The 17,941-nt window shown below is 66.9% G+C and carries 10 protein-coding genes; 4 read left to right on the forward strand and 6 right to left on the reverse strand.

Annotation, left to right across the window (positions count from 1 at the left end; translation table 11 throughout):
- Positions 1-65: 65 nt before the first annotated feature.
- From KBX50_RS26275 to KBX50_RS26285, 3 genes are all read right to left on the reverse strand, one after another.
- Positions 66-500: a WYL domain-containing protein gene (locus KBX50_RS26275; RefSeq protein ID WP_282101632.1), complete on the reverse strand. Its 435-nt coding sequence runs from the start codon at positions 498-500 to the stop codon at positions 66-68.
- Between the two features lie 9 nt (positions 501-509).
- Positions 510-1,508 (reverse strand): hypothetical protein, encoded by a 999-nt coding sequence (locus tag KBX50_RS26280; protein ID WP_210940356.1) that lies wholly within the window; start codon positions 1,506-1,508, stop codon positions 510-512.
- A gap of 91 nt (positions 1,509-1,599) precedes the next feature.
- A complete protein-coding gene (locus KBX50_RS26285; protein ID WP_210940357.1) occupies positions 1,600-2,064 on the reverse strand; it encodes an SRPBCC family protein in 465 nt (154 codons plus the stop codon).
- A gap of 175 nt (positions 2,065-2,239) precedes the next feature.
- On the opposite strand from KBX50_RS26285, the gene KBX50_RS26290 reads away from it, so the two are divergent.
- The gene (locus KBX50_RS26290) at positions 2,240-2,599 is read left to right on the forward strand and encodes a hypothetical protein (protein ID WP_210940358.1); all 360 of its coding nucleotides are present in this window, start codon (positions 2,240-2,242) and stop codon (positions 2,597-2,599) included.
- 175 nt (positions 2,600-2,774) lie between these two features.
- Positions 2,775-3,323, forward strand: a complete 549-nt coding sequence (locus KBX50_RS26295; RefSeq protein ID WP_210940359.1) for an SMI1/KNR4 family protein — start codon at positions 2,775-2,777, stop codon at positions 3,321-3,323.
- A gap of 3 nt (positions 3,324-3,326) precedes the next feature.
- Here KBX50_RS26295 and KBX50_RS26300 read toward each other — a convergent pair whose 3' ends face one another.
- Positions 3,327-3,584 carry a hypothetical protein gene (locus tag KBX50_RS26300; RefSeq protein WP_210940360.1) on the reverse strand — a complete coding sequence of 86 codons (258 nt, stop codon included), beginning with the start codon at positions 3,582-3,584 and terminating at the stop codon, positions 3,327-3,329.
- A 66-nt stretch (positions 3,585-3,650) separates the two neighbouring features.
- On the opposite strand from KBX50_RS26300, the gene KBX50_RS33430 reads away from it, so the two are divergent.
- On the forward strand, positions 3,651-4,001 hold the full coding sequence (locus KBX50_RS33430; RefSeq protein ID WP_307871078.1) for a PadR family transcriptional regulator: 351 nt from the start codon (positions 3,651-3,653) through the stop codon (positions 3,999-4,001).
- Between the two features lie 442 nt (positions 4,002-4,443).
- Here KBX50_RS33430 and KBX50_RS26310 read toward each other — a convergent pair whose 3' ends face one another.
- Positions 4,444-15,804, reverse strand: coding sequence for a LamG-like jellyroll fold domain-containing protein (locus KBX50_RS26310; RefSeq protein ID WP_210940362.1), 11,361 nt, complete (start codon positions 15,802-15,804; stop codon positions 4,444-4,446).
- Positions 15,805-16,056: 252 nt separating this feature from the next.
- A complete protein-coding gene (locus tag KBX50_RS26315) occupies positions 16,057-16,416 on the reverse strand; it encodes a hypothetical protein (protein ID WP_210940363.1) in 360 nt (119 codons plus the stop codon).
- A gap of 369 nt (positions 16,417-16,785) precedes the next feature.
- Between KBX50_RS26315 and KBX50_RS26320 the strand changes: the two genes are divergently transcribed.
- Positions 16,786-17,826, forward strand: coding sequence for a questin oxidase family protein (locus KBX50_RS26320; RefSeq protein ID WP_210940364.1), 1,041 nt, complete (start codon positions 16,786-16,788; stop codon positions 17,824-17,826).
- The last annotated feature ends 115 nt before the right edge of the window (positions 17,827-17,941 follow it).

The raw sequence follows: 17,941 nt of genomic DNA on the forward strand, positions 1-17,941 counted from the left end.
CTTGGCCGGGGTCCGGATCAGGTCGCTGAGGTCTGTGTGGGGAGAGCGTCGGGCTAGGGCGTGAGTCAATCGGGCGGCGGTGACGGTGGGCGGTCACGCCGCCCGGCTCGTGGTGGTCGTTTCGCAGTCGGGTCTGGTTCTGCCGTAGTGGCCCTTTGGAACAGCGCGGCTGTTGCGCGGACATAGGCGACCAGTTCCGCCGGACTGCTGATCTGGAACGGCAGTCCGATCGATGCCAGGCGCAGGGTGTGCCATTCGAGTGTGTCGGGCGACGCGAGCCACCGGGAGGTCCCGTCGGGATTGTCGGTCAGGGTGCCCGGCGGCGGCATGCCGAGGCGGTCGATGACGTGGGCGGCCGGTGCGCGTATCACCACGTCGGCCGGGAATGTCGGGGCCATCTGCATGGTCTGATCGGCCAGGAACGCGGCCACATCCCGGCCGGGTACCTCTCTTGCGGCCGCTCGGGCACCGGTCGCGACGAGCCTGGTCATCTGGTCCATCCGCAAGATTCATGCCTCGAATGGGTCCCAGTGGGCCGTGTAGCGCAGCAGCGAGCGGGCCAGGTCGGGGTTTGCCGCTGCCCACCGGGTGTCGAAGAGGAACCATTGGTCGAACCCGAAGAAGTCATCGATGTATCGGGCGACTTGTGCGATGTGGGGGTCGAGCCGGATCAGCGATTCGGTAGACCGTTGCGCGGCTCCCGGCTCGGGTCCGTCTCCACGGCTCGGGTCGGGTGTGGGCGTGTGGTCGAGGCCGGCGGGCGAGGGTGCGTATCCGGGTAGCCGGGCGTAGCGTCGCAGGGCCGCGCCGACGTCGTTGTCTTCCGGGGCGACGAGGGCCTTCAGTAGCTGGGCGTCGTGGGGCCAGGTGTGGGCGTCGAGGTCGTCGGCGTCGCGCAGATGACCGGCGAGGTCCGGCAGGGCCAGGCCGGGGAACACGGTGGCACCCGGCAGGTCCAGATTCCGGTACGTATCGGGTGATTGCCAGCAGAGACGCACCGAGTAGACGGACCCGGGGCCGGGCGGAACCAGCCGGACGGTACGGACGGGCACCGCAGGGCTGAAGACCGCACCGCAGGCCGCCGCGTTGGTGGGCAGGGGCCAGGTGTCGTGCAGCAGGAACGCAAGCCGGTCAGGCGACGCGTCAACGGCGGCATCGTCGAGGAAGTAGTAGGCCAAATCCACCTCATCGTCATCGGTACGCACGCGCAGGGCGTGCTCACCGAGCCGGATGAAGGTGCCCTCGTCGTCGCCCTCCACCCACAGGTGCTCGATCAACAGCCCACGCAGGTCGTCCACGGACTCCGGACGAGGCAGGTTCCGCTTCCGGGCCTCCTCGAAGATCGACTCTAAGCCGTAGACGTCACCGCCCAACTCGCCGTCGATCCAGGCGTGCGGGTCGTCGTGCTCCCAGCCGCGGCGGAACCAGTCCAGCACCGTCGCGTCCGGCACGGTGACCACCCGCTTGCTGAACGGCGACTCCTCCCGCCACCGGCACACGAAGAACATGCCGGACACCCTAAGCGGAAGGTCCGACACGGCCCTGCGGCGACGTCTACCCCGACTCGAAGGTGATCGCATGTCCCGGGTTCGGTGGGAGTTACGGCTCGTGGGCTTGTGCCAGATACGTGATGTGGGCTGCCCGTTGTATCAACAGCCGGCGTAGGTACGGCGCGACGAGCGCCCGGGCCACCGCTGCGCCCAGCGGTCCCAGGGGCGCGGTGATGGTCATGCGGTCGGTCATCTGTGTGCGTAGTCCGTCGAGGTCCTGGAAGTGGTGCTCGTGGCGCAGAGCACGGAAGGGGCCCTGGGTCTGATCGTCCACAAAGTGGTACGGCCGTTCGTAGGCGCTGATTCGGCTGGTCATGCGCCAGGGCAGTTTGAAATGACGGGCGTGGAAGGTGACTTCGTCGCCGAGGGCAAGCTGGGGTAGTCCGGTGCTGGTCGTGGCCGTCTCGCGGCTGGCGGGCAGGGACGCGGTGTGGACGTCCACATCGAGGGTCAGATCGAACACCACACTCGGGGCGGCGTTGATGACGGACACGACCTCGATGAGCGCCGGCACATGGCGAGCCTAACCCTGGGCGATACCCCAGGCCGCCCGGCCATGTACGCCACAGCGGTCGGGCACCAACCTGGTCTCCGCGGCGAGCCTGGTCTCCGCGGCGAGCGCTCCGTGGAAGAGTGTGGCCTTGGTGGGTGGGCTCGCTGTCGGCGAGCCGCAGCGAGACGATGTATGGATGGCCAGGCCGAACGAACAGACGCAGGGTGAGGTTGGCTGGTTCTGCGTTCGCTGCGTCTTCCGCGTGGGTGGCGACTCGGCGAGCCAGGTGTACGAGGAACGGTTGACGTTGTGGCGCGCCGCAGGTTTCGATGAGGCGATCGCGTTGGCCGAGGACGAGGCCCTCGGGTATGCGGCGGAGCAGCTCGACATGGACTTCGTGGGGCTTGTCCAGGCGTATCGGCTGTTTGATGATCCTGGGCATGGGGCGGAGGTCTTCTCGCTGGTGCGGGCCAGCGATCTGGATCCGCCGACCTACCTGACGAGGTTCTTCGACACCGGCGAGGAGAAACAGGGCGACACTGATCCCGGCACCTGACCGAGCGCCGCCCTGTTTCCAGCAAGCTTGCGCCGATCTCGCGCCCGATTTGCGGCCAGAAGCCGATGACCCAGGCACGAATGCCCTGAACATGACAACTGGCAGATCAGGTGACACCGGTGATCACGTCGATGACCCGGCCGAGTACGTGCCGGACCAACTCCCAGGGAGGGCCATGTTCGACGGGCCTGTTCAGCGGTCCTTTCCGGATATTGACCCGGACACCTTCTGGGACGACAACGAGTACGCGCTCAGCACCTACGTCGATGTGCCGCCGTCGCCCGCGTTGATCGACTCGGTCGAGGCGGAACTGGGTTACCGGCTGCCAGCGTCGTACGTAACGCTGATGCGGTCGCATAACGGCGGGATACCCCACCACACGTGCTGCCCGGCACCGAGCCCGACCACGTGGGCCGACACTCACGTCGCCGTGGACGGCATCATGGGAATCGGACGGACGAAGCCCTACTCACTGGCAGGCGAAGCCGGCAGCCGCTTCTGGGTCCAGGAGTGGGGCTACCCGCCGATCGGCGTCTACTTCGCCACTTGCCCCTCCGCCGGACACGACATGATCGCCTTCGACTACCAGAACAACGATCACGGTGAACCGCGAGTCGTCCACGTCGACCAGGAGCGCGACTACCGAATCACCGTACTGGCACCGAACTTCGCATCCTTCATACGGGCGCTACGGCCCGGCAGTGCGTACGAAGACGAGGTTTGAGCCTCACCGTCCGACGCACATCGAAGCCGCATCATGACGCTGACGGGAGCTATCGCTCACCGACACGACCGACGCCAACTGGTGCTCGGTGTCGGCGTGCAGCCCGTACCGATCCCGGCCGTTCTTCGCGTGCGCCGGTGCCCGGCGGAACGCCGCGAGCGGGACACCACGGATGATCCGGTTCCAGCGGGCCAGTAGGTTCGAGGTGAGGTTGGCTCCGGCGGCGGCTTCGAGCCGCACGTCGTCGTACGCGGTCAACATCCGGCTCAGCCGTTGCGGGCCAGGCCCGACGGAGCCGTCACGAATCGTCGACAGCGAGGTCTTCGGGTGCGGGACGACATCCCGCCAGCCAACGTCCGCCGACTCGACGCCGCTGAATTCGGAACGGTCAGCTACGGCACCGTCTACCCGTTGATCACCCGACTGCACCGCTTGGGACTCGTGGCCAACGCGATGCAACCCAGCCCCAACGGCCCGCCCCGCAAGGTCTATCGGCTCACGGACACCGGCCATGACCGACTGAACGTCTGGCGCGAGCAGTGGACCCAGTTCGCCAGCGTCGTGAACGAAACCCTCGCCGTCCGTCCACTGAATCCGGACTTTCGCTCTCCGCACCATTCAGCGAGAGCACACGAGCCGAAGTGCGGTCTCCTCGTTCTCTCGGACAGGAACAACTAGCTCATCGTCGATCTTATCGATGGCCGCAATGAGGCGGCCAAGCGTCGGCGCGTTCATTGTTTCGGCGAATATCACTACCCTGGAAAGAGACCCTGAATTTGGTCCACACTGGAGCCTGGTTCTATGACCGCGTCAAAGCTATATGTGTCATCGCACAGAATGATTGTTCGCTCGGACGGAACGAGCCTTCTATACCATGCTACGAACTCCGCCACCGGCCGCTCCTGGCCGTCTAGATATATGCATTGCCCCGACTCATGCGCCGAGCCCTCTATCCGGCTGCCACCCCGGCCATGACTCCATACAACGCCTCGTGCAGGGTCATCTCCCGACAAGACGTCGACCTCAATCATTTGCCAGTCCGCCCGCAGCGCCTGGACTAGATCATCCTTGCTCAGGGTCCAGTCATCGTCCTGGACTAGCGCTAGATACGTCATGCCGCCTACCTCACAGCCACTTCACCTGGGATGCCAAACCTGCTCATCAAGCCCTCGAAGTAGGGTACCGCACCTGATTCGTTTGTAATCACACGCAGCCGCTCGAAGGGGGTCGTGGGGTCGTTGATCACGTCCGCATATCTGCTAAATTCGCTTTCAGTCTTCGCATTGATAAAGCCACGAATCTTGTCTGGTATCGCAGAGCCTGGAACGAATGGGCTACGGCCAGGATTGCCAACGTACTTGGCGTCGAGGAGCGTACTGATCCCCTCAATTCCATCAGCCCAGACCTGCGACCCTCCGCCAACGCAGAGCTGCTCGCAAGGACCAGTATTCGCAACCTGGTAATGGTGGCTCGCACCGCTACCAACCGCGGACCGAGTATTTGCAACGCCTGGCCGAAGCGGACCCTCACCACAGTTGTGTACGAGGACCGGGGTGTTGCCGGCGATCACATAGTACGTGTGCAGATCGGCGACGGTGAGGTCGCGCATGTTCTCGGCGCCGACGTAGTTGCGTACCTCGGCGACGGTGGCACTCGACGTACCGATCGGTAGCAGCGCTGCACCGACGGCCAGCGCGCCGGCCAGCACCCACTTTGGCGCTGTTTTTTCCCAGAATGGATGGTTTTGCGTCGTCTTGAGGGTTGCCGTACTTGTCGTTCCCGTCGAGGTGTCCCGGGTGGTCACCTTGACGTCGGCTAGTTCCTTGTCCCGGTTGAGGTGCAGGGCGATGACCGGTTTGGCTTCCGTGCGGCCGGTCTTCGGGTCGGTCGCGGTGACCTTGTCGCCGATGTTGACGTCGCGGATCTGTCGCGTACTGCCGTCTGCCATCAGCACTCGGGTGACAGGGTCGAAGCTGTGGCAGGCCGTTGCCTTGGCGCGGCCGCCGGCCATCGCGCCGATGCCTGCGGCGAGCGCCACCTGGGACAGGTTGACACGGCCGGTGGTGGCGAGTTGGGTCAGGGCGTCGACGGTGCCACCACCGATTCCGCCGGTAAGGGCCCGGCCGCCGAGTGAACCCGCGAAGCTGCCCAGCTTGCTGGCCGCGGCGGAGGCGAGCCGGCCGCCGAGGATGCCGCCGATTCCGCCGACCGCGCCGCCTAGTGCGCCTAGGGCAGATGACTTGAGCAGGTCCAGCCCTCGCTCGCCTTGCATCGCGCCGGTGACGAAGGCACCCGCCGCGCCAGCGAGCGCGCCACAGGCAATCGCGCCGACGCCCGTCCAGCCGATCAGCGCCCCACAGCCGAGGCCGACGGCCGCACCGACGACGAAGCCGGCTATCTGCGCCTTGTGTTCCTGTACCCACTTCTCGGTCGCCTTGTACGCGTCGGCCACCGCGTTGACGGTTTTTGCGACGAGCTTGTTGCTCATCACCTTGGTGACCATGTTCTTGCCGGCCTGTTTGATGTTGCTGGCCAGCTGTTTGGCCTTGCGTTTGGCCTCGGCTGCCTTCTCCGCAGCCCACTTCCGGCCCTGGTCGATCTTCTTCTCGGTCCAGTTCCGGGCGCTGTCGTAGGTCTTCTTGGTCCAGGTACGGGCGGCGCTGTAGGTGTCCTTAACCCACTTCTTCGCTGCGTTCCATTGCTGGGAGGCCCAGTTCTTGGTGGAGTTCCAGGCCGAGGAAACCGCGCTGGTGGTGGACCTCCAGGCCGAAGAAATCGTGCTCGTCGTCGAGTTCCACGCCTTGCTGACACTGGACGTCACCGATTTGAGGGCGTTGCCCCAGTTCGGCCAGTGGCCGGTCGGGTCCGTGACGGTGAGTGGGTTGGCGTCGGCGTAGACGAAGCGATTCGCGGTGATCGAGGTCGGCGTTGCCGAGAGCGCGACCGAGTCCCGGGTGTCGAACTGGCCGGTTTCCGGGTTGTACCAGCGGGCCCACATGTTGACCCGACCCGTCGCAGCGTCCGTCCACTCGGACTGGTAGCCGAGATTGCCCAGCATCCCGGTACCGGACAGCCGGTTGCCGAGCGGGTCGTAGGCGGTCGAGCTGCTCAATGTGTCACCGGTTCCGGTGAACTGGGCGACCACGTCGGTGTGCTGGTCGGTCCAGACGTACCGGTTCTCCCCCGCGGCTTGGATGCCGATTACGCCGTCGGTTGAGTCGCGGACGTAGAGGGCTGTCCCATCTGCGGCGAGGGTGTTGCCGACGCCGGTGTACTGGAAGCCGTCACGCACGAGCCGGCCCAGGCCGTCGTAGTCGTAGGTCTGTTCGCTGCCGCCAGGGGTGCTCTGCGACCGGACCTGCCCGAATGCATCGGTAATGGTGCTCGCCACGCCCGCCGCCGTGGTGGTCGTCGCCAGCGTGCCGCGGGGGGTGTACTGATAGGTGGTGCCGTTGCTCGCGCTGGTGAGCTGGATGCGCTGGTCGTAGGTGAAGGTCACCGAGCCCGCCTGAACCCGGTTGCCCGACTTGTCGTAGGCGTAGACCACTGGAGTTGAGCCGTTGTCCCAGCTGGTTAGGCGGTTCGCCAGGTCGTAGGTGTAGGTGTTGGTGGTGGCGCCAGCGAAGCCGGTGGTCGTCTTGGACGTCGCGTTGTCGTTCGCGTCGTAGCCGTAGCGGATGGACGCGATGGTGGTTCCGGTCGGCGTCGTCAGGACGTCGTCGGTCAATCGGTGGAGGTCGTCGTAGGAGAACGTGCGCTCGTTGCCGCCCGCGCCGTACCCGATCGTCTCGACCTGGGAGACGGCGTTGTAGGTGTAGGTGAGCGCGACGCCGGCCGTGGGGTTGGCGACGGTCGCCGGTCGACCCGCGGTGTCGTATTCGAAGGTGGTGACGCCGGCGGCGTCGGTACGCGTTGTCATCCTCCGGTCTCCGGACCAGGTGAATGACGAGTTGCCGGACGGCCCGTCGGTGGAGAGCAGTAGACCCCGGTCGTCGTAGGTGAATGTGTTCGTGCCGGTCGTTCCGCTGGCTGAGGTGAGCCGGCCGGCGTCGTCGTAATCGAACTCTCGGTCCGGGCTGGCCACATCGGCGCCCGCACCGACCTGCTGGGTCAAGCGGCCCACGTCGTCGTAACTGTTGGTGATGTCGACGTCACCGGGGGCGTGTTGCGTTGCGGCTCGGCCGGTGATGTCGTAGCTGACGGTGAAGGTGCGGTCCGCTTCGGTGGGAGTCGTAGCCGTGGCGGGTTCGATACGCGACTCTGGCAGGTTCCACGAGTTGTACGTGGTGATGAACCGGTTACCCCTGCCGTCCGTGGTTCGGGTCTGGTTTCCGGCCGCGTCGTAGCCGAACGCCGTAGTGATGGCGTCGCTCGGCGAGATGGGTTCCACCTGTGCGATCAGCCGGCCCGCTTCGTCGTACGTGAACTGCTTGTCGACCTCGCGGGCGTCGGTGAACAGCGTCAGCCGCCCGCCCCGGTCGTAGTGCCTCTTATCGGCACGCAGGAATGTGTCGTCGGCCGCGTACGACTTGGTGTCTACCACCTGGCTCGCCATGTCGTAGCTGGTGGTGACATAGGTGCCGTCCGGTGCCGTTGTCCGGGTTGGACGGCCGAGGCCGTCGAAGGTGTACCGGGTCACCTTCCCGGCCCCGTCCGTGCTGGTGACCGCCTGACCTGCGGCGTTGTAGGTGGCTGCGGTGATCACGCCGGCCGGCGAGGTCTGCGAGGCGAGCCATCCACCTGGTCCGTAGGCGTACCTGGTGGTGTGCGCCGATGACGTCTGCCGCACCACCTCTGTGGAGGTAAGGGGACGTCCCAGGTAGTCGTAGGTGGCCTCGGTGCGGGCCCCGGTCGGGTCCGTGACCGACAACCGGTCGCCGGCGAGGCTGTACGTGTACCGGGTCACGCCACCGTCGGGAGCCGTCGCGGAGGTGAGCTGGCCCAACTGGTCGTAGTCGTAGCTGGTGCTCTTGTCTCGCGCGTCGGTCTGCGAGGCCAACTGGCCGAGGGCGTCGTAGCCACGGCGGGTGATCGGTTCGATCGGGGTGCTCGACCCGGGCGGGGTGTAGGCGGGCAGCCGGGTCGCCACTACCCGGCCCGCGGCGTCGTACTCCTGCACGGTGACGTTGCCGTTCGGGTCCTTCGTCTCGACGACCGCGCCGAAGGTGTCGTAGCCGACGTAGGAAATGGGCCGGGTGGTGGTTGGCACCCCTCCCCCGTTCTCCGTGGCGACTGCCGGGCCGATCGTCACGACTGGCCTTCCGGCCTCATCATGCTGCAGATCGGTGGTCGCGCCGCTGGGGTCCGTCACGGCCCGGACCAAACCGCCGTTGTCCACGTCGTAACTGGTCCGTTGGACGGACACGTCCGATTCCGGGCCGGTGCCTGCGGTCACCTTCGCGATGTCGCTGGCAGAGAGGGGGCGCTGGTAGATCTGAACGTCGTCGATCTTGCCAGCCCAGTGGTCGACCGGATCGGTGTGCCTGGTGCCGGCGCCGATCCGGAACGGCTTCCGGGAGGTGAACGTCTGGGCCCCGGTACGGGTGTCCTCGAGGACGCCGTTGACGTAGAGCCGGGACGTTCCGGTCGCCGCGTCGTAGGTGCCGGCGAGGTGAGTCCAGGTCCCCACGGACGGGACAGTCGTGGCCGTCGCGTCGGCCGTCGTAACCTCGGCGACGTCGGTGGCGCGCAGCGCGAACTTCCACCGGCCGGCGTCGAGCCGGAGGTCGAAGGCGTCCACTGCCGAGCCGCCGCCGGAGAGAATCGTGTGGCGACCTGAGACATCGCTCGGCGAAACCCAGGCGGTCACGGTGAAGCTGCGTGCCTCGTCGACCATCGGTGAACGCACGGCCAGGCTGCTCGCTCCGGCGAGATCGGCAGCGCCCCCGCGGTCGGCGGCCCAGGTGACCGGACCGAATGCCGACAGTGGGCTGTTACCTGCGGAGTCCGCGGTACGACTCGCGTCCGTCGTGCCGTCGAACGTCCAGCGGCCCACCGGTGATTCGCCCAGGTAGACGATTTCGGAGAGGGTGCGGCCCAGCGGGTCGTGGGTGGTCTGGTATCTCGCCCAGCCGGCGTCGTCCGTCCAGTGGTACCGCCCGGCGACCTGGTCGTCCGGCGAGTATTCGTAGTCGGTGTACCGCTTGAGGCCGTTCGGGTCGAGAAGGCTACGGGTCACCCGGTTCGCCGCGTCGACCGTGTTGACGACCGTGGTGGCTCCGTCGTTGGTGGTCATGGTGACCGGGTTGCCGGCCCCGTCGTACTCCGTGCGCTCCACCACGAAGGTGTCGCCGGTGCTCGGGTCCTTCCGGCTGATGGAGGCGGTCAGGCCATTGTCTGTGTAGGTGTAGAGGGTCTGCCAGCCCATGGCGTCGGTTTCAGACGCCAACCGCCCCGCCGGGTCGTACTGCTTGGATGAGAGCACGAGGTCTCGGGCGGGTGACGGGTTGTCCGGGTCGCCGACCCAACCCACCAGGGTCGTGCTCAACTGCTGACCGTTGGCGTCGTAGGCGGTGACGATTTCACCGCCGTCCGGTCCGATTTCCCTGACCGGCCGACCGTACTGGTCGTACTCCATCCGGGTGGTCTTGTCGCCTGTATCGGTTGCGGTTTCCTGCTGGCCGTATGCGTTGTAGGTGGCCGACTCGGTGCGGGACGCGTCGCCGCCGGTGGTGTCGCTGACTGTCTCGGAGAGGATGTTGCCGTCGTCGTCGTACGTCGTTGTGGTCACTGCGGTGTGCACCGCGCCGCTGACCCGGTTGGTGACGGGCGGATCGGTACGCGCGGTAAGACGGCTGAGCCCGTCGTAGCTGTAGGTGGTGACCAACCCGGCGGGGAAGGATTCCGTGATCTCCTTCTTGCTGGTGGCTCGGCCGATGCCGTCGTAGGTGTAGACGGTCGCTTTCCCTGCGGCGTCAACCTGGCGGGCGACATCGCCGTTCGGGTAGTAGACGACTTGCTGGCGGGCACCCCCTGGGGTGGTGGCGGTCGCGGGCAGGCCGGCGGGTGCGACACCGCCTCCCTCGGCGGCGATCGTGCCGTCGGTGTACGTCGTCGTGGTGACTCGGCCGAGCGGGTCGGTCACCGTCGTCCGGTGACCCTGCAGGTCGTAGCCAAAGGTGGTGAGGAAGCGGTTGTCCGTCACCGAGGACGATCGGCCGTCGCGGACCGTCAATAGCGCGTCATTACGGGGATCCGGCCGGCCTGCGCCCAACTTCTCGTGCGTGCCGGTCGCCCAACTGCCGGTTCCGTTACCGCGCAGGACGTAGAGGTCCCGGTCGGTGCTACCCCGGCGGATCACGTCCGCCTTGCCGTCGCCGGTGTAGTCACCGGACGAAACCACGGCGTCGAAGCCACCCCATCCGGCGCTGACCAGCACGGACGTACCGTTGACCCAACCGCCGGTGCCGTTGCCTCGAACGATGTACAGGTTCTTATCGCTGGACCTGCGGTAGAGCACGTCCGGCTTGCTGTCGCCGTCGAAGTCGCCGGGTGAGAAGAGCATCTCGGCGAGGCTCCAACCGCTGCCCACCTGGATCGGCGTTCCGGTGAGCCAGCCGCCGGCACCGTTGCCCTTGACCAGGAACAGGTTGTTGTCGGTGGACCTGCGAAACAGGATGTCGGCCTTGCCGTCGCCGTCGAAGTCCCCCGGGGAGAACACCATCTGCGCCGTCGCGCCGAAGTTCGAGGTGATCACCTGCGAGTGGATGGACTTCCACCAGCCCTTGCCATCGCCGCGCAGCAGGTGGAAGTTCGCCTCTCCGGGCCGGTGGAAGATGACGTCCGGATTCCCGTCCCCGTCGAAATCGCCGGGTGACAGTACTTGGTCGACGTTGCTCCACCGCGATCCGATCTTCACCGGCACGCTCGTCAACCAGCCGCCCTCGCCGTTGCCCCGCATCAGGTAGAGATTCGAGTCGGTGTCGTTGCGGTAGATCACGTCCCGCTTGCCGTCACCGTCGAAGTCACCTGGGGAGAAGATCAGCGAGGTGTTGTTCCACATCGCTGGCGTCGTCGAGTTGACGAAGTAGCTGTAGTAGACCGTCGAGCACCGATTGGCGGAGCGGTCCTGGCAGGTGGTGGAGGACACGACGTTGCCCCGAGGGTCGTGCTCGGTCGTGCTGACATTGCCATTCGGATCGGCGACGGTCCGGAGGAAGCCGTTGACGTCGTAGCCGTAGCGGGTCGCACGGCCGAGCGCGTCGGTTTCCTCGATCTTGCGGTCGGCCAGGTCGTGGACGTAGCGGAGTTGCTCGTTCCCTGGGTCCGTCACGGGATACGTCTTGACTAGTGTTCCGGAGGACTTCGACCGGGAGGCGAACTGGGTGAGGGCGTCCGCTGCGGTCAGCTGGGACCGGTAGTAGGAGACCTCGGCGATTTCGCCCTTGAAGTAGCCGCGGGTGTTGGTGGGTGCCGCAGCCCATCCCGAGGCCTGCCCAGCCCCGACGTACGCCTTCGTCGCCCCGTACGTCGTCAGGTCACCGGTGAGGGTGCCGACCATTGCGCCATCGAGGTAAAGCGCCTGGCTGTTACCGCCGCCGCTGATCATGGCGTGGTGCCACTTGCCGTCGTTGACCAGAGCCGTCGAGGCGATCGGCGAGCCACCGGTGTTCCAGAACTTCCCGCGTAGCTTGCCGTCGGTTCCGACGTACAGGTTGGGTGTCCAGCCACCGCTCTGCGAATCGGGCCCATCGACGGCGTTGACCTGGGAGCCGAAGAGCACACCACCGGCGGTATGCCCGACGGGCGTCTTGAACCAGAGGGCGATCGACTGCGGCCCGGCCCCAGGGACGTTCTCGGCCGGGAGTTCCACGAACGAGGACGTGCCGTTGAAGGTCGCGACGGCGGTATTGTCGTCCGGCCTCGCCGGATCGTCGAACGGGCCGCCGGGGGTGCCCAGCGTCACCGAGTTGTAGCGGGCGACGCCACCGTTCACCTCGTTCACGGCCTGCGTGGTACCGCTCTCGGCGAACCGCCAGTAGTCGGACGGGTTGGCGCCGAGCACGGCGCCCGCGTGCACCCGGTAGGACCCTGCCACGCTGCCGGCACCGAGCTTCCAGACCCCGCCGTTCTCGTCGGTGGCCTGCGTGACCCGACCGTTGGTTGGGTCGTAGGCCACGGTGGCCTCGACGTTTCCGGAGGGGCGGACGATTGACTCGACCGGCCGGGCGGTCCAATTCGCCTGCTCCAGGTCGTTGACCTCGAAGCGGGTCAGCGCACGGTCGAAGAGGGCGACCTCGGCGATGCTGCCTGGGAAGTATCCCTTGCTATTGGTCGGTCGTGCCGGCCAACCGTTCGTCTCACCCGCCCCCACGTAGACGAACTTGGCCGGATTCGGTTGCGGCACGAGGTATTTGCTGATCGTGCCCTGCGGCCACCCATCCAGGTAGAGCGTCTGGCTACTCTTCTCGCCGACGAGGACGGCGTTATGCCATCGCCCGTCGTTGACGGCAATCTCGGAGGTGATCGGCTCGACCGCTCCGGTCCAGAACTCGCCCCGCAGCTTTCCGTCCGTGCCGACATAGAGGGCGGGGGTGTAGTTGCTGGTTGGCGCCGAGCTGAGGGCCGCCGTCTGGTAGGCGAAGAGCGTGCCGCCGGCGGTCGACCCGCTGGCCATCTTGAACCACAGGCTGACCGACTTGTAACCCGCCGGATCCACGTCCTTGACCGGCAGGCTGACATGGGACGAGGTTCCGTTGAAGCCGGCGGCGGTCGCGGTCGAGCCGGGCAGCGCGCCGGGCTGAGCCAGCGTGACTCCGCTGTACGTGCCGTTCTCGGCGCCGGCAGCGGCCAGCACGCCATTGACGGCGGCGGTGCCGGAGGCTTCGCCCAGGCGCCAGTAGGCCCGTGGACGCGCGTCGAGCAGGGCGCTGGGATAGCGGTTGTTCGTCGCGTAGGTGTACGTCGTGCACTTCGTCGTGGACGTGGGTGGACACACCTTGCTCAGTGGCCCGTTGGCCTCGTACGAGTAGCTCCAGGTGAGGGCCGAACCGGAATCACCGGGAATCACCGGATCGGTGGTGACCGAGGTGACCTTGGGAAAGCCAGCCGTCGTCGTCCACTGCAGGTGCAGCCTCCGACCGTTGGAGGCGGTGATGGTGGTGGCACGGCCGACCAGGGAGTCGAAGGTGTAGTGGAAGGTCAGTGTCCGGCCGCTGCTGTCGGTGATCGCGCTGATGTCGTAGCGGCCGGGGACGGTGACGCCGGCCCGGAAGGTGTAGGTGGTGCCGTCCTTGTCGACAAGCTCGTATCCGCCGTTCGGCAGTTCGGTCAAGGTGGCGAACCGCCCTGGTGGGGCAGCGAACGAACCGTCAGCGTTGCGACCGAAGGAGATCTGCTGGCCGTTGGGGTAGGTGACGAGCACATGAGGCGGTGTTCCCGTGATTGAGGACCAAGGGTCGACGACGTGCATGTCGAGCACGCTGGACCAGCCCTCGCCGAACGCCGTCGTCCGATCCGCAGCGAGGCTGTTGTAAGAGCGGACGATCGACAGCGGTGGCCCTGGAGCAGGGATCGTCGCGTCGGTGACGGAGAACGAGTAGTTCCCGGCGACCGGATCGAACCGTTGCTCACCGTTGTCGGACAGTGCTGCGGTCACGAGTGGTTGTCGTACCGCAGTGCTGAACGAATGCAGCTGTTGTGATGTGCTCGCGAGGTTGCCGTCGTTGACGATGACGGTCCAGGTGTAACTGTCGCCCCATTTGAGCTTGCCGGCTGGCACAGCCCAGCTGATGTAGGGCTGCCAGCCCGACTCGGCGATCTTGGTAGCCGTGCGGTCGTACACGAGGAAGTTCGTCTTTAGGGCGGAAGGGAAGGCGTCCGGGTCGGTGACGTCCGCCAGCAGCTCAGGGGTGAGTGTGCCAACTTCCTGGCCGTGGGGCGGATACTGGGAGTTCACCTGGGGCGCGACGTTGTCGGTGTAGGTGAGTTCGAGGTAGGGCGTGAAGACCGGGTTAGGTCCGTCGCGTGAGGTGAACCGCTTGAACTGCGGGCTGTTGGTCTGGTGGGTGTTCAGCGCCAGGCCGTAGTTGGTGCCGCCGTTGGCCCAGCTCTGGAACGTCGACACCGGCAGGCTTACGGTGATCCAGTCGCCCACCGAACGGTCGGCGCCCGTGTTGCCGCACGCCTTCGCCGAGTGGGGAGATGCTCGCGCCAGAATGGTGCCCAACCCAGGACCGGCGTACGGGATGCCGCCATAACGGGCAGTCGAGGCAGACCAACTGGTGGTGAGCGTGTGCACCCAGAATTCCTGGGCAGTGCAGTTGTACTGCCAGGTCAGATAGAGCTTCAGCTTGACCGAGCTGAGGTTCTTGTAGCTGAACGTCGACCCGAAGTTGGAGAACGCCAACATCGAGATGGACCGGTTCGTCCCGCCGTTCCAGGTGCCGACCGCGAGGTTGTCCGCGCCCGAATGGTTGATGTCGTTGCCGTACTGCACGTAGGTGTCGCTAGTGGTGTCGTACCCGTTGGTGACTGATGGATCCACCGTGACCGGGAAGACCCGGGCGGGGTCGCGGAGCCAGCCGGCGTCGGCCGTCATCCGCAGCGCGGACTCGCCGTCAACCTCGATGAGCTCGTACGACACTGCCCGCGAGTTGGTGAACTCGCCGGACCCGGGCTCCATGTGCGAGTCATGCATCCAACCCGCCGGGATCTGCCCGAGGACCTTCCCCGACTCATCCCGCAGGGACACCGAACCGTCGTCCTCCATGGCTGGCGTGACCCCGTCGAGTTCGAGAGGAAACACCCAGGAGTTGGCCGCGTCGGGCGAATGGAGGATCAACTCTTCCTTGAACCCCCGAGCGTTGACCGTCAGCCGCAGGTCCGTCTCCGGCAGCACCTGCCGGTACAGGGCGGACGAGTCGGACAGGACGGCGGCCACCGATGCGGCACCCTCCAGCCCATACGAGAGGGAACGTCCCTTTCCCAGTCGCAGCGTGGCGAGACGTGCCTGGTCGGCAGTGGGTGCGAAGTCGACACCGAGCGGGCTGGCCCGCTGCAGAAGACGGCCCCCGGACTTGATCAGCGTCCGGTCGATCGGCTGCCAGGCCCCGTCGGCACCTCGGTAGTTGATCGGCAGCTCATGGACCTTGCGGGTGACCGAGCCGTCCGGGTTCTCGTACAAGTCAGCGGTGGCTTCGGCCTCGCCGGCCACCCGTCGGCTTCTGCTCTCGTCGAATCCAGTCCGCCCCTGAATCGGTGGCGTGGTGGCTCGGCTGACCTGCGGCTCCCGGTACTCCGCCTCCGGCGCGGCATCGGGGCTCCGCCCCGGACGCTGGCCGTTTCCGCCGTTGGCGGTGGTCTGGGCGGTGGAGGCGTAGTGGTCGCGGTCGGCAGCGCCGCCGGCCGCGCGTTGTTGCGGGCCGTCCGGCGCGGGGGCAGACCAGGCGACACGCGCCGGCAACCACGACCACAGCCAGGACAGCGGTAAGTCGCCGTCACGCGGCACCGCACCCGGCGGGACCGCGACCAGGAGAGCCATGACGAGCGCCATAAGCGTGGCCAGCCGTCGGCGGTGCAACCGCTCGCGACGCCTGGCGCTCCGGCGTCGATGCAGGTTCGCAAACACGCTACGTGGCACCACGAGCCTCCCCCGTTTGATATTGCCGCGGTGGAAGGCATCCTCGCGTGCCGATCTATCGATGTGCCATGCCCGAAGGGTCGGGGAAAGCTGACTGGATAGCGGCACACGCGGGCGCTGGTGCTCTGCTATGCGCCCGTAGCGGTGAGCCCTCTAGCCGGCTGAGTCCCGGATCGCTTGCTGCACTCCGTTACGAATGGCATCGGATGAGCCGGTGACCCACACGAGGTTCTGAGGAGTGCCGTCCCCCCGGTTACCCACGGCCAGGAAACGCTGGGTGGGAAACCGAGCCGCAGCAGCCACAGCGGCGGCGGACGGCGCCTCGCCCACGAGGATCACCAGGTCGCACTGCGACTGTGTCAAGCCGGCGACGAAGGCGGCGGCGTTGTCGGCGGTCTGCGGCCCGACCACCGATAGATGCTGAACCTTTGTCAGGGTCGCGACTGATGTTTCCTGCATGCCGGCCCAGACAGGAGCGGCGGCCACACCGGAAATGCCCTGGTCGTCTGTCAACAGACAGCTCGTGAAGGCACGGTACTGGCGAGACCGTGGCTCCGGTTCCGAGTCCCGGGCCAGCCACACCACGGCCCCGCCGAGGACGGTTAACCCGGCCAATGCCCCAATCCACAGGTGCCACTGGCGACGACTCATTTCAGCCCTCCACATTCGGCGACCCGGCCGGCGCGACCATTTCAGAGGTCACAATGCGCCGCGCCGGGCATCGTAGGACAGAACCTCGACCAACATCTACGTAAAGCCCTGAGCCTCCGTGCCGTCGAGTTGGACTACTGAACCGGCGCCAGGCGCGGCCCGCATGCCCGGTCGGCGGCAGAGCCGGGTCGTGATTGACCTCAACCGCGCTTTAGCTTCTACCGTCAGCGCATGAGTGAACTCGACGAGGCTTACCAGCGGGTCCGGCTTTCCGGTCCGGAACGGGACGGGTGGCTGTCCAACCACGCGCCCATGGCGGTCGAGGCTCTGGCCCGGCACGGCCACGGCCACGCGGTGCACCGCTGGTTGGACGGATACGCCGACCGGTTGGAGGACCGGCCACGGGGGATCGCGCCCATCGCCGCCGACGAGTGGCGAGACCCGCTCGGTGACCCGGTACGCACCGGTGACTGGCTCGACTACTTCGACCGCGAACTCGCTGACGAGCCCTGGCGGCAGGTGCTCGCCCGATGGTGGCCCCGCCTGCTGCCGGGCATCGCCGCCGGCGCCACCCACGGCGTGATCCGGGTCGGCCACGCGGTGCGCGCGCTGCTGGACCAGCAGACCGCACCCCGCATCGGCGAACTCGGCCATGGACTGGCCTACTGGGCGGCTCGCTGGCAGCCCCTCGCACCACCCGGCGCCGGACCGTACCTGGCCACCGATCCACGAACCGCGCTCGACGCGGTGCCCCGCGTACCCGACCAGCGCTTCGGAATCCGGGCCCGCCTCGCCCAACTCGCCGACCTGCCCGGCTGGCCAGCGGCGGCCGGCACGGTACCGCACAGCGAAGAACACGCCAGCAGGGAAACCACCGCCGATGAAGACGCCGTGCCGGCCCGCCTGGCCGGCATCGTGCACGCGGCGGTCGTCCGCCACGGCACCCACGGGTACGCCAATCCGGTCATGCTGGTACACGCCGCCACCGCACCAAACGCGGTCCTGCGCATCCTGCCCGCCCTGCCCGCCACGCTCTGGGCGGACAGCCTAGCCGCCGCCTGGGCCGCCACGGCAGCCGTCACCGCCGCGTACGCCCCAGCGACCGGACGCCCCGCCCCGCCGGCCGCACCCGATGCGGACCCCGCCGAGGTCATGCAGCACGCGGTGGACTCCGCCGGTCCACACGCCATCAAGTTCGCCGACGCCGCACTCGACGCCTACGCCACCACCAGCGACACCACCGTCCTCGCCGCCTCAGTACTAGTGCCGTGACCACGAACGTTTGGGGTGTTGGGTCAGGCTGCGCGGGTGGCGGGTTGGCCCCAGCGTTGTTGTCGTTCGCTGCGGATGCGGGCGCGTTCGCGGCGTTGGGCGGCCAGGACGTCGG

The organism is Micromonospora sp. C51 (assembly GCF_018070435.1).
GTDB classification, from domain to species: Bacteria; Actinomycetota; Actinomycetes; order Mycobacteriales; family Micromonosporaceae; genus Micromonospora; species Micromonospora sediminimaris.